This is a genomic window from [Flexibacter] sp. ATCC 35103 (assembly GCF_001975985.1).
GTDB lineage: Bacteria > Bacteroidota > Bacteroidia > Flavobacteriales > Flavobacteriaceae > Flavobacterium.
Window position 1 is genome coordinate 965,961 of record NZ_MTQF01000001.1, and the last position, 13,253, is coordinate 979,213.

Annotated in this window: 12 protein-coding genes; 5 read left to right on the forward strand and 7 right to left on the reverse strand. The window is 31.8% G+C overall.

The window, feature by feature from the left end:
• The first annotated feature begins 303 nt into the window (after positions 1-303).
• Positions 304-1,320 (forward strand): glutamine synthetase beta-grasp domain-containing protein, encoded by a 1,017-nt coding sequence (locus BXU01_RS04100; RefSeq protein ID WP_083691814.1) that lies wholly within the window; start codon positions 304-306, stop codon positions 1,318-1,320.
• 266 nt (positions 1,321-1,586) lie between these two features.
• The gene (locus tag BXU01_RS04105; RefSeq protein ID WP_083691815.1) at positions 1,587-2,555 is read left to right on the forward strand and encodes a TerC/Alx family metal homeostasis membrane protein; all 969 of its coding nucleotides are present in this window, start codon (positions 1,587-1,589) and stop codon (positions 2,553-2,555) included.
• A gap of 291 nt (positions 2,556-2,846) precedes the next feature.
• Here BXU01_RS04105 and BXU01_RS04110 read toward each other — a convergent pair whose 3' ends face one another.
• From BXU01_RS04110 to BXU01_RS04125, 4 genes are all read right to left on the reverse strand, one after another.
• Complete coding sequence (locus BXU01_RS04110; protein ID WP_123773941.1) at positions 2,847-3,383, reverse strand: hypothetical protein; 537 nt, start codon at positions 3,381-3,383, stop codon at positions 2,847-2,849.
• Positions 3,384-3,469: 86 nt separating this feature from the next.
• Positions 3,470-4,339: an alpha/beta hydrolase family protein gene (locus tag BXU01_RS04115; protein WP_083691881.1), complete on the reverse strand. Its 870-nt coding sequence runs from the start codon at positions 4,337-4,339 to the stop codon at positions 3,470-3,472.
• Positions 4,340-4,667: 328 nt separating this feature from the next.
• Complete coding sequence (locus BXU01_RS04120; protein ID WP_083691817.1) at positions 4,668-6,704, reverse strand: M13 family metallopeptidase; 2,037 nt, start codon at positions 6,702-6,704, stop codon at positions 4,668-4,670.
• Between the two features lie 158 nt (positions 6,705-6,862).
• Complete coding sequence (locus BXU01_RS04125; RefSeq protein WP_083691818.1) at positions 6,863-7,735, reverse strand: AraC family transcriptional regulator; 873 nt, start codon at positions 7,733-7,735, stop codon at positions 6,863-6,865.
• Positions 7,736-8,186: 451 nt separating this feature from the next.
• Between BXU01_RS04125 and BXU01_RS04130 the strand changes: the two genes are divergently transcribed.
• The 3 genes from BXU01_RS04130 (at position 8,187) to BXU01_RS04140 (ending at position 10,308) form a co-directional block, all read left to right on the forward strand.
• Complete coding sequence (locus BXU01_RS04130) at positions 8,187-8,606, forward strand: T9SS type A sorting domain-containing protein (RefSeq protein WP_083691819.1); 420 nt, start codon at positions 8,187-8,189, stop codon at positions 8,604-8,606.
• 535 nt (positions 8,607-9,141) lie between these two features.
• The gene (locus BXU01_RS04135) at positions 9,142-9,549 is read left to right on the forward strand and encodes a secretion protein (protein WP_083691820.1); all 408 of its coding nucleotides are present in this window, start codon (positions 9,142-9,144) and stop codon (positions 9,547-9,549) included.
• 372 nt (positions 9,550-9,921) lie between these two features.
• Positions 9,922-10,308, forward strand: coding sequence for a secretion protein (locus BXU01_RS04140; RefSeq protein ID WP_083691821.1), 387 nt, complete (start codon positions 9,922-9,924; stop codon positions 10,306-10,308).
• Positions 10,309-10,459: 151 nt separating this feature from the next.
• Here the strand turns inward: BXU01_RS04140 and BXU01_RS04145 are convergent, their stop codons facing one another.
• The 3 genes from BXU01_RS04145 to BXU01_RS23830 form a co-directional block, all read right to left on the reverse strand.
• The gene (locus tag BXU01_RS04145) at positions 10,460-11,998 is read right to left on the reverse strand and encodes a T9SS type A sorting domain-containing protein (RefSeq protein WP_083691822.1); all 1,539 of its coding nucleotides are present in this window, start codon (positions 11,996-11,998) and stop codon (positions 10,460-10,462) included.
• Between the two features lie 274 nt (positions 11,999-12,272).
• Positions 12,273-12,752, reverse strand: a complete 480-nt coding sequence (locus BXU01_RS23825; RefSeq protein ID WP_255373697.1) for a hypothetical protein — start codon at positions 12,750-12,752, stop codon at positions 12,273-12,275.
• 90 nt (positions 12,753-12,842) lie between these two features.
• Positions 12,843-13,103, reverse strand: coding sequence for a hypothetical protein (locus tag BXU01_RS23830; protein WP_255373698.1), 261 nt, complete (start codon positions 13,101-13,103; stop codon positions 12,843-12,845).
• Positions 13,104-13,253: the final 150 nt, after the last annotated feature.

Below are 13,253 nucleotides of genomic sequence, written 5' to 3' on the forward strand. Positions count from 1 at the left end.
CTTTTTTCAAAGAATAATGAATTTGATTCAAAGAAATATAACAAAATAACATAGTATTATTCATTAAATAAACATTTTTTGATAATTCCTTAACCTTAATTTACAAAAAACTACCCTGATTTTTACGAATTTATTTTTTAATGGTGTTAAAAATTGCTTTTTTAAAAATATACCCCTCTGAAAATTGCGCTTATCCAAAAAATAATACTCAGCTAAACAAAACAGCCCCCTAATTTTTACGGCTAAAAAAATAAATCTATATTTGACCCAACGAAAAAAACAAAAAAATTAATTTATATTATTATGGCTAAAATTAAGTTAGAGTACATTTGGTTAGATGGATATGAACCAACTCAAAATCTTAGAAGTAAAACTAAAGTTGAAGAGCATGAAAATTTCAAAGGAACATTAGAAGAACTTGGAAACTGGTCATTTGATGGTTCGTCAACAAAACAAGCCGAAGGTGGATCTTCAGACTGTCTGTTAGTACCTGTTGCAATTTACCCTGATCCAACTCGTATAAACGGATACCTGGTAATGTCTGAAGTTATGTACGCAGACGGAACTCCACACCCATCTAACGGTAGAGCTACAATTGATGATGATAATGATGATTTTTGGTTTGGTTTCGAACAAGAGTATTTCATCATGGATACTAAAACTTTATTGCCATTAGGTTTCCCTGTTGGAGGATATCCTGCTCCACAAGGTATGTACTACTGCTCTGTAGGTGGAAAAAACACTCACGGAAGAAAATTAGTAGAAGAACATGCTGACTTATGTATCGCAGCCGGACTTAACTTTGAAGGAATCAACCAAGAGGTTGCTTGCGGACAATGGGAATTTCAATTATTCGCTAAAGGTGCTAAAAAAGCCGGAGACGAAATTTGGGTTGCGCGTTACTTACTAGATCGTTTGACTGAAAAATATGGTTACTATATCGAATATCACCCAAAACCATTAGGTGATACTGACTGGAATGGTTCTGGAATGCATGCTAACTTCTCTAACGAAGTACTAAGAACATGTGGTTCTAAAGAAACTTACGAAAAAATATGTGAAGCTTTCCGTCCTGTTACTGCTGAGCATATCGCGGTTTACGGAGCTTACAACGACCAACGTTTAACTGGTAAACATGAAACTGCATCTATCCACGATTTCTCTTATGGAATATCTGATAGAGGAGCTTCAATCAGAATTCCTTTATATACTGTTCAAAAAGGATGGAAAGGATATCTTGAAGACAGAAGGCCAGCTTCAAACGGAGATCCATACAAAATTGCTGCAAGAATTATCAAAACTGTAAAATCAGCGTTGTAATTCTTAGTTTAGAATATACTTAAAAGTGCCATCGATTACGATGGCACTTTTTTTATTACCAGCAAACCCGACAGGTTTTAAAAACCTGTCGGGTTTAGTTTCCATAATCCCAAGTAACCGCAGAGACACTTTGAATAAAAATCTGTTGGGTTTGCATTTCAATTTCGCTCAATGGGAAAAACCATAAAATTTAAGGTTATTTATACTAATAAATTTTTAAGTTAAACTTCAAAAACTATCTTTGTAAATCATTTAAAAAAAGTATCATGATAGTCTGGATTTTGTTTTTATTAGCCGTTGTTTTTATTCTTGCTTTAGACTTAGGAGTTTTTAATAAAAACCCACATATTATTAGTACGAAAGAAGCAAGCAAATGGACACTTATTTGGGTTACTTTATCATTCCTGTTTTCAGGAGTAATTTACTGGCTTTACACTACAGATTATATTGCAAATCCTGACAATCTGAAACCTGCCGTAGCTTCTATGAAGTTTATTACGGGTTATTTGATTGAGTTATCTTTAAGCGTAGATAATATATTTGTAATCGCGATTATTTTTGCATCATTCAAAATACCACAAAAATACCAACACCGCGTTTTGTTCTGGGGAATCCTGGGTGCTGTAATCTTTCGTGGATTAATGATTTTCTTTGGTGTAATGCTAATCAATAAATTCACATGGACAACTTATTTGTTTGGTGGCTTCTTGATTTTCACCGCTTTAAAAATGTTGTTCTCAGGAGAAGATGATGACTTTCAGCCTAAAGATTCTTTTGTATACAAAACGCTTGGAAAAATTATTCCGATTACTTCTGAAATGGAAGGCGAGAAATTTTTCATTACTACAAAAACCGCAAAAAAAGCTGCTACTCCGTTATTTGTAGCCTTGATCGTTATTGAGGTAATGGATGTTCTTTTTGCTGTTGATAGTGTTCCTGCAATCTTAGCCATAACATCTGACCCATTTTTAGTATTCAGTTCTAATATTTTTGCAATTTTAGGATTGCGTTCTATGTACTTTTTCTTAGCGAATATGCTGGCAAAATTCAGTTTCCTTGAATATAGTCTAGTGGCTATATTAGCTTTTGTGGGATTAAAAATGATTCTTCACGATTTTATTCACGTTCCGGAATGGGCTTCATTAGGATTTATTGCGCTTTCGCTTTTAGTAGGAATTCTGGTTTCTCTAAAATATGGTAAAAATGCAGAAGAAGCTCCTAAAGTAGAGGAGTAAATTCTTGAAACATAATATTTAGAATAAAAAGGCTGTCCCAAAAGACGGCCTTTTATTTTTTGGATCACACAAAAAACGGTAACTACAATTTTGTCATTTCGAGATTGAAGAGAGATTCGAGCTATAGCTAACATACGAAGTTAAATCACAAAAGAAATTCCTTTGCTAAAAGCATTATTCTTTGTCGAATCCCGAGTGTGATTTCTCTCTTCGATCGAAATGACAAACTGCTGATTATATAAACAAAAAAAGGAGATCGAAAGATCTCCTTTTTTTGTTTATACTAAGTAATTAATTTAGTTTCTTAACATTACTGTCATCAATATTATATTTCTTGATAACTGCATTATAATCTGAATAATCTACTCCGCTAGCTGATTTTTTTGAATTTGGTCCTCCTTTATTTACTCCATCATCTCCAGGAACAATAACAACTCTAAATACTTTACCTGTTGTAAAAGCAGTAGGTAATTGAGTCAAAGGAAAGCTTGCATCTACTAAAATAGAAAATTGGTCGTATGAAAACTCATAATTGTATTGTGCAGTACCACTTGGAAAATAATACACTTGCGGTAATAATGCCCAAGTATCAATTCCGTTATTAGTATTAACTAATAAGTATACTAAAAGGTTATCTCCAGAATAAATCTTTGGACTTAAAGGAAAAGTTTTTCCAAAATTATTAGCAGATGTAAAATCCATCTGTACTTCAAAAACTTCTGAAATTGGTCCTTCTGGGCCTTGCGGTCCTTCTGGTCCCTCTGGTCCTTCACAACTTGAGAACACGATTAATCCAACAACTGCGAATAAGGTAAGTATCTTTTTCATAATATTTATTTTTTTAAGGTTTATAAAGGTATTCCAAAAACCAAACCAAAAAAAATGTTTTGATTGGTTTAGCATTAAAAATGTTATTATTTTTTTGCAACCTGCTGGTTTTTAAGCAGTATTTTATTAAAAAATAACACATGATAAGGTAGTGAATTTTCCCAATAATCCCATGTATGTGCTCCTGGACGTTCTGTATAATCGTGTTCTACTTTATTATAAACCAATCTTCGGTGTAATTCTCTGTTGGGTTCTATCAAAAAATCATCAACTCCGCAATCTATAATTAGTGGTAACTTATTTGCCTTTAGTTTATCCAGCATTCCCATCACGGCATATTGCTCATACATTGCGGAGCTGTCGCTTTTATCACCAAAAACGGGCTGCATTAGTTTTACTACTTGTGCAGATGATTCACGATTAAGCATTGTGCTCATATCCACTGCACCACTCATACTACCGGCGGCACAAAATAAATCAGGATGTTTGGCAGATAAATACAATGCGCCATGACCTCCCATAGAAAGTCCCGTAATTACTCTTCCGCTTCTATTGCTTATCGTTCTGTAAGTTTTATCTACTTTCTGAATCACTTCCTGGGTAATAAAAGTTTCAAACTGACTTCCTTTATTTACCGGACTATCGAGATAAAAGCTAAAGGTTTCACCTTCTGGCATTACAATAATGATATTATACTGATCAGAAAGGCTCTGAACCAGCTTTTTATTTGGCGTATTTTTTAGCCAGTCACCAAAATGTCCATACGCACCATGCAATAAATACATAACCGGAAATGCCGATTTGCTTTTTGAGTACGAATTAGGTAAAACAACCGCTGCTTTGTAGGTTTTGCTCATAGCAGCACTTGCAACTTGCAAAGTATCTACTTTTGCAGCATAACTCACTGAACAAGCACATAAAAGAACCGTAAATACTAGAATTCTAAAGTTTTTCATATTTATTTTTTTCTGATTAGGGATTGTAAATATACCCTTTTCTAAATAAATCATATGAAAAATCCCACCAGTTTTTAACAGTCAGTTTATCTATTTGTGATATTTTTTTTCAGATTATATTATTTAAAAAAGTTTGCCACTAATTACTCTAATTTCTACTAATTAGATTATGGTTAAAATGATTTATTTCACGCAAATTCAAAAGATTTAAGCAGATGTAAACAGATTTTTTAATTTTAAATCTAAATAAAAATTGCCAGAATCTGCGTGAAACAAAAAAACCATTCGCCGCAACGAATGGTTTTATATATAACTTACAATTTTATTTTTACCAGATTACAACTCTTAAACTATCGGGCTGATACATTTTATCTCCTTTTTTGACATTAAATGCTTTATGAAATTGCGGAATATTACTCAAAGGTCCGTTAATTCTAAATTGTTCCGGCGAATGAACATCCGTCATAATTTGGTTGATTTTCGATTCATCTCTTCTGTTAATCATCCAGGAATAAGCATATGCCAGAAAATATCGCTGATCCGGAGTGAGACCGCTAATTTTTTCTTTGTTTTTAAACTGGGCTGTTTTCTGGAAAGCTTCATAACCCATTATTACTCCGCCTAAATCAGCAATGTTTTCACCTTGAGTGGCATCTCCGTTAATATGTTTTCCTAAAACCGAAAATTTATTATACTGATCTACGATCAATTGTGTTTTGGCCTTGAATTTTTTCAAATCTTCTGCGGTCCACCAATTGTTCAAGTTTCCTTTTTCGTCATATTGACTTCCCTGATCATCAAAACCATGCGTGATTTCGTGTCCAAAGAAAGATCCTCCAATTATTCCGTACAAAATAGCATCATCAGGCATGCGTCCTTCATAACCCGGTACAATAATATTACAAGCCGGAATCACGATTTCGTTATTACTTGGATTATAATAGGCATTATAGGTTTGTGGCTGCATTATCCACTCGTTTCTGTCAACCGGTTTGCCGTATTTGTTGATCATAAATTTATAATCCCAAATGTAGGCGTTCATAACATTCGCGCAATATGAATTTCTATTGATCGAAAGTTGGCTCATATCTTTCCATTTATCCGGATATCCTAACTTCATCACCATTTTACTTAATTTGTATAATGCTTTTTGTTTGGTAGCTTCACTCATCCAGTCTAACTTTTTGATATGCGAAGCAAATACATCACGAATATTGTTTCCTATTTCCAGTAATTTCTCCTTTACTCCTTTTGGCATATAATCAGCAACATAAACCTGACCTATTAATTCTCCCAGAGACAGATCTGTTTGCTCGACAACTCTTTTCCAGCGTGGTTTTTGAGTAGCAACACCATTTAGTGTTGTGGCATAGAATTTAAAGTTTTCTTTTTCTATCGCTTTCGTCAAATATGGTGCGTACGCACTTACAAGGCTCCATTTTAAATACGTTTTCCATTCTTCGATAGAATAACTTTTAATGGTTTTGTTTAATGCTTTAAAGAATTCCGGCTGACCTACAATAACCGAATCTGCTTTTGCAATTCCCAAAACAGGAAGCACTTTTTTCCAGTCGATATCCGGTGTAATTGTATTGAATTTTTCTACAGAAAGTTTATTGTAATTTGCCAGCGGATCACGAAGAGCTTCTAATTTTCTGGAAGATTTTGCCAGTTCAGTTTCGAGTTTCATAATTGTTGCAGCATTTTTTACCGCAACAGATTCCTCGTCGCCCATAGCTCGCATCATGGTTTTAAGATGCGCTAAATAAGCCGAACGAATCTCGACATTTCGTTTATCCTGATCGAGATAATAATCACGTTGTTTCATTCCTAAACCGCCTTGTCCAAAAAACAAAGCATATTTAGTACTGATTTTATCATCTTGCGAAATATAAAATGAAAAACCCGGCTCTGCTCCTACCGTTTGCAAATGCGCCATAGTATTTACTAATCCTGAAACATCCTTGATTTCGTTGATTTTTCTGATTTCGGTATTTAGCGGCGACAAACCTGCTTTTTCAATGGCAATCGTATCCATTCCAGAAGCATAAAAATCACCTATTTTTTGTTTGTTACTTCCTTTTACTGCAGATTCATCTTTAGCCGATTTCTCGCAGATACTTTTTATTTGACTGTTAATCGTATCATTGATGGTTCGCATAATTCCGTTACTGCTTTCGGTAGGCAAAATGGGATTTTTTTTAAACCAGCCATTATTCGCATAATTAAAAAAATCATCAGCAGGATTTACCGTTGTATCACGATTAGTAATTAAAGGATCAGGAAAAGCGGTTTCTTTTTTGTTACAGCTAAAAAATGTCATTCCGATAAGTAGGAATGCTATAGGTTTTCTAAATAAATTCATTCAGTTATAAAATTGGTTGATATATTAATCCATCCTTAACACACTTGTTATATTTTGAAAATAACAAGTGTGTAAATATAATTTTTATAACAATAATGAAGGATAAAAAAATTCCAAATTTTAAAATCTAAATTTCAAAGCTCGGATTTCTACCTTATTTAGCTAATAATAATCTTGTGTTCCTGGCGGTATTGCGAAGCGCTTTTACCAGTATATTGTTTAAAAGATTTACTAAAGTGGCTAAAATTATTAAAACCACTTTCGTAACATACTTCATTTATACTTATTGGTTTTTCGGCCAATAGTTTTGATGCGTGTACCAAACGATATTCATTTACAAACTCTGTAAAAGTCTTATTAGAAATCTTTTTAAAATAACGACAAAAAGAAGGCGTCGTCATACTCACCAAACTCGAAACTTCGTCTATGGCAATCGATTCCTGAAAATGATCTTTAACATAATTAAATACAACATTTATACGATCATTATCCTGTGTATGCAATTCTAATGAAAAACCATCGGCATTAAGTACCGTATAATCTTTTGAAGAATCTAATTCGTCAAAAATACTCAAAAGGGTTATTAATCGCTCAAACGGAAGTTGGTTTTCCATCATTTCGATTTTCTTGCCTATTTGTTTTTTTGTTTCTCCACCAAAAGCAATTCCGCCTTTTGACTGAGTCAGGATATTTTGCACCTTTCTCATTTCTGGAGCACTAAAAAACTCACTTCCTAAAAATTCAGGTTTAATATGAATAACGGTTTCATTTATATTTCCGGTTTGCTCGTTTGTAAAACCACAATGCGGTAAATTAGAACCTATTAATATCAAACTTCCATTGGTATAATAAGAAACATGGCTTCCTATTTGTCTTTTTCCTGCGCCACCGTTTATATAAACCAATTCAATTTCCGGATGATAATGCCATAAATGAGATTTAACATTGGTCTTTTGGGCATGCTTAGTATAGGTAAAAGAACTTCCGTATGAGTTAGATATCACTTCAAGAGCGGGGGCGATTGTCTTCATGATAAAATCTTTAAAAAATAATAGCAAATTTAACAAAATTACCTAATATAATTTAAAAATTAACCTATATCGGTTTCGCAAATGAGAATTTTTCATGATAATCAGCAAAATTAAAATTATCATTTTTTTACAATCAGCGCATTTTTTTAACTACTCGTATTTTTTTTGTTGATTTTTTTAAGATATCGTATTTAATTGAGTGTTTTTATATGCATCCCTCATTTTTGTAAGAATATTAGATGATTGCGAAAAATATTAACAGTTACAAATAATTGAAAAATAATAGCCGAATTAACAAAAACACCTCATTAAATTCAAATTTTAACCTATAACGGTTTCGTAAATGAGAATATAGCACATAAATTGGAAAATAGAGTTGTGTAAAAAAAGCCATAACCGGAGTAATTTAGCATCAGAAAATTAGAACTAAAAAACTTTAAAACATAGAGCTATGAAAAAGATCGTAAAATTAAGTTTAGTATGTGCAATACTTTTATCAGGAATAAGCACTTATGCAATTGATGGAAATGGGAATGGAAATGAGGATTTTAACCTTCATGTATTAAAAGCTAATGGAAAGCTAATTACGTTTGCTCTAAATCAGGTACAAAAAGCAAGCTTAAGTATTTATGATAAAAACGGAAGTTTAATCTATTCTGAAAATGCTTCAGGTAAAGAAGGAATCTTAAGAACATTTAGTCTTGAAGAATTTCCAGCTGGAATCTACTTCTTAGAAGTTGAAGACAGTGTAAAAAAAGTAAGACACGAAATTACAATTACTGATGATACATCTGTATTATCTACAAAAGCAGTTTCGTCATCATATAAAGCAGATACAACTGCAAAAAATGCAAGCGTAGCAGTACGCTAAAAAAGTTTATACTCTCATAAAGTATAAAAATGAGGTTAGATAGTTAGTAAAGTTAAAAACGTGATTGTTTTGAAACAGCTCTTTGTGGTTATTGAGCTGTTTTTTTTGTGCCTTATTTTTTCACAACAAAGAGAATTTAATCTAAACGCAAGAAACGCTAAGATTTTTGATCTACAATACCTTCAAAAAACACAAAGTTCGCAAAGCTGATTCAAAATAAAGCTTTGCGAATTTTGCGTTTACTAATTTAAATCTATAATAAAAAAAGCCATTGCCTCTTTGTGGCAAAACTTTTATCTGCATGATTTTTTGTAAGAAGCAGAAATAAATTTACATTCTCTTATTTTAACCGAAACGTTGAAAAATAACAACCGAATTAACAAAAACGATAAATATAATTTAAATTTTAACCTATAACGGTTTCGTAAATGAGAATATAGCATCGAAATTGGAGAATAGAGTTGTGAAAAAACACTCATAATGTAAGTAATTTAGCATCAGAGAATTAGAGCTATTAATCTAAAAAACAAACATCATGAAAAAGATTGTAAAATTAAGTTTAGTATGTGCGGTACTTTTTTCAGGAATCAGTACTTATGCAATTGACGGGAATGAAGATTTTAATCTTCATGTATTAAAAGCGAACGGAAAGCTAATAACATTTGCGCTAAATAAAGTGCAAAAAGCAAACCTGGCTATTTATGATAAAGATGGTAGTTTAATCTATTCTGAAAGTGCTTCAGGCAAAGAAGGAATTTTAAGAACTTTTAGCTTAGAAGAATTTCCGGCAGGAACTTACTATTTAGAAGCTGAAGATAATGTAAAAAAAGTGAGACATGAAATTACCGTAACAGATGATGCTACAATATTATCTACAAAAGCAATTTCATCAAGTTACAAAGCAGGTTTTTCTGCTAAAAATACAAGCGTAGCAGTACGCTAAAAAATTATACTCATACAGTATAAAAGTGAGGTTAGATAGTTAGTAAAGTTTAAAACGAAAAATCGTTTTTAAGACAGCTCATTGTGGTTATTGAGCTGTTTTTTTATACCTAAAATTTACTAAAATATTTTAGTAAATTGTTTTTCGAAAACTATTCCTAATAAATACAATAGAGTGATTATACACTATTAAAAAATATTAAAATAAAAACATCCAACATCCCTTTATTTACGTACATAGTTCTAATAAACCACAGAAACATCTTTAATTCAGCAATTTAGACATTAAAAAAAGTAGTTTTATTGCATAAAATTAAATTTCAATTTGTAGTTTTGGACGTTCCACAAATAGTAATTAACATTTAAAAAAAACATGACAAATTTTACCAAAATGGGCTTAGTTGTTGCCGTATTTTTAACAACAATCTTTACTTATGCAATTGATGGAAAAGGGGATTATATCTTGCATATAAAAACCGGAAACGGAAAAGTAGTTAGCTTTACTTTAAACACCGTTGAGAAATCAGTTTTTTCTATTTACGACGAAAGCAATAATTTGGTGTACACAGGAGAATCTGCTACAGACAAATTAGAAATTTCGAAAACTTTAAGTTTAGAGGCATTTCCTGCCGGAACTTACATCCTACATGTAACAGAAAATGGTAAAGTAGCAAAACATGAAATTACAGTTTCTGCTAAGAAAACAAAAATCGTCAAGCTAGACGAATCAGTAAACGAAAGCCCTTCGTTTCGTCGTTAATCTTCACCTTTTTTGCCCAAAAAAATTCAAAGCATCAGCTACCTACAGCTGATGCTTTTTTTTATGAATAAATTTTAAGGATATTTATCTAATGGATTGAAAATACAATTGTCCGTTCCAAAATTCATTTGACTGTCTCCTACTTTGTACTCTATGTTTTTATTATTTTTTTATTAATCCATTTACCATCTATTTGAATTTTAGCAAAATATGTTCCTGCATTTAAATGAGAAATATTGATTTCATTACTGTTTGACTTACTAATTACGAGTTTTCCATTTAAATCAAATACCTGAACATTTTCTATCGTTTCATTATTAGTTGTAGTAATCTTAACATAATTTGATGATGGATTAGGGTAAATAGTCAACCTGGAATCTTTTGTGAAAAATTCTGTATTTAGATTATTACCATACTTCCAAAATTTACCGTCTTTAGAATAGTACAAATAATTATTAAATTCAAAAGGTAGTCGAACGTTATCGAGATTAGTGATATTTTCTAAAGTTTTGAGATTCGAATCGTATATCCATCCTTTTCGGTTGTCATCCTTATCTATCGCACCATGAATAAAATATTGATTTTCATTAAATTTTAGGGTTGAGACTTGAGTATTGAATGGTATTTGAAATTCATCTAAATCATTTAGTACTGCCAATTCTCCTATATTAGAAACTACATTATTGGCTAAATTTAAAGAAACCAACTCCGTACCTTCAGTTGCATTTGAAATCGTAAAAACTAAAGAATTACCTATTTTGGTCAGATTTGATGCTGAAAAATATTTATCAATTTGTTGCTTATAAACCGGAACAATTGAATTGTTTATGGTGTTAAACTTTAAGATCTCTATACTCCCTGTACTATTAGTAAAATTTTTAAGAGAAACAAACATTAAATACAAATTGCCATCTACAGCTATAACATCATCATAATGAACTAAACTACCTACTAACGGATTTCTTACAGTTGCAACTTTTTTTGTGTTTTCTAGTGTACCATCAGTTTCAAATAAAAAATGCCTGCTCGCAAAATAAAGTTTATTATTATATTCAATAAACTGGGTTAAAATACTAGTACCGCCTGAACCACCTACTAATCCTGAACCATTACCATCCATTTGTTCAGTTACGGGAAACGTACCTGCAGAAGTTCCGTCACTCCTCCATACTCTAGAATCGCTTGTATTGGCTGGCTGAATCGAAAATATAAAGATATTGTTGCATTGCCCTTCAAAAGTAGGCGTGTTCCATATAGATGAAATTTCTTTAACCAACACAGTTCCAGAATCTGTTCCATCTGTTTTCCAGACCTCCAGCTTATCGTCTTCTTTTTTTATTAAAAAATATATTGAGTTTCCTGCTGTTGTTAGTGTTGTAACACGTTCGTTAATAAAATTTGTAACTTTTACAGTCCCGGCATCAGTTCCGTCTGTCTTCCATATTTCTCCTGCAGAATTTTCATCAGAGGCTATAAAATAAAAGGTATTATTTAAAATTGCAGATCCGGTTCCTATTGTACCAATATAATCATTTCGACTATCTGTATCTTTGAATAAAAAAGTATTATCAGCAGTTCCATCACTTTGCCATAATGCTCTTCCATTATTTGTATCATATCCCTGAAAATAAATCTTCTGATCAAATTTTTTAAAAAATTGAGCATTGCCAGGCGAAAAATCATAAATCAACTGTTGTGCATTGACTTTTTGAAATAAATAAAGTAAAAAGAATTAAAAGTAGTTTTGTTTTCATTCAATAGTTTTAGGTTTTATTAATAGTTTTCTCAATTTGTAATATTAGTATTAAATATTTGAAATAAATAAAAAAATATTTAATAAAATCATGTTACATATTCCAAATATATGGTTCGTCAACAATGCACAATAAATCTGATCCAAAAACAAACCATAAAAAAAACATCAACCTCTGCTGATGCTTTTTTATGGATAAATATTAGAATTATTATTTATCTATTTGTTTTTTCAAAATATCAGTCGCATTCAGTGATGTCACAACCTTTTTTCCTGTTTTAGATTCTAATTCTTTTAAAGCCACTTTTGCGACATTACCCCCTTGTTGGGCAACTTCCTTATTTTCATCAAAAGTTCCCGGTTCATTTGCAACCGAAATATCTTTTGTAGAGGCTTCTGCCAGCATATTCAAAATCAATTCGGTATTTGTCATATTATCTCGCAGATTTTCTTTCTTTAATCCTTTGAGCATTTTATACTCTTTAGTAGTTTTTCCTGACCACGTACTAGAAATTATATCTATTAAAGTCGCAAACTGACTGCCTTCTTTTATTCCTCTGTTTTTCCATTCATCAGTTAATTCTTTACGAATTTCAATACTTTTTAATCGCTGATTTATCCAACTTTCAGAATATCCCAATTGCAAATATTGATCTAAGGCCCTATCTATAGAAAGTTCCGGATCTTGCATTTCATCTAAACGTTCTGCTGCAATTTGAGCAAGCCACAGTTTAAATGGTTCGGCTTTTGGGGAAGGAATAGATTGTATTAATCGAAATAACTACTCAGTATCAGCCACATCTGTATTATAATATTTACCATCAGATGACTGCATTTTCAGTTGACTACAATTTGTAGTCAACTGACTTCCTTCTTTCTTTAAACGTATTTTTAGTACGCTCCAGTATTTTCTTGGATTTGGACTATCAGTTAAAACCTGAACAGTATCAACGATAGAAAAATACCATTTTTCTTCCTCTTGATCCCAAACGGTTCTTACTTTTTTATCTTGAAATATTTGTATTGTTTCTTGCTCCTTCATTTTCAATAAATAGTTTTAATTTATAACAGATGACTATTGTAATTTGTTTAAACACTAACTTTCTTTTGATTTAGAAAATTAGTGTAAATTATCAATAATCTTGTATTGCTTTCTCTTAAATTAAAAAGCAACTCTACAAGAGCTGCTTTT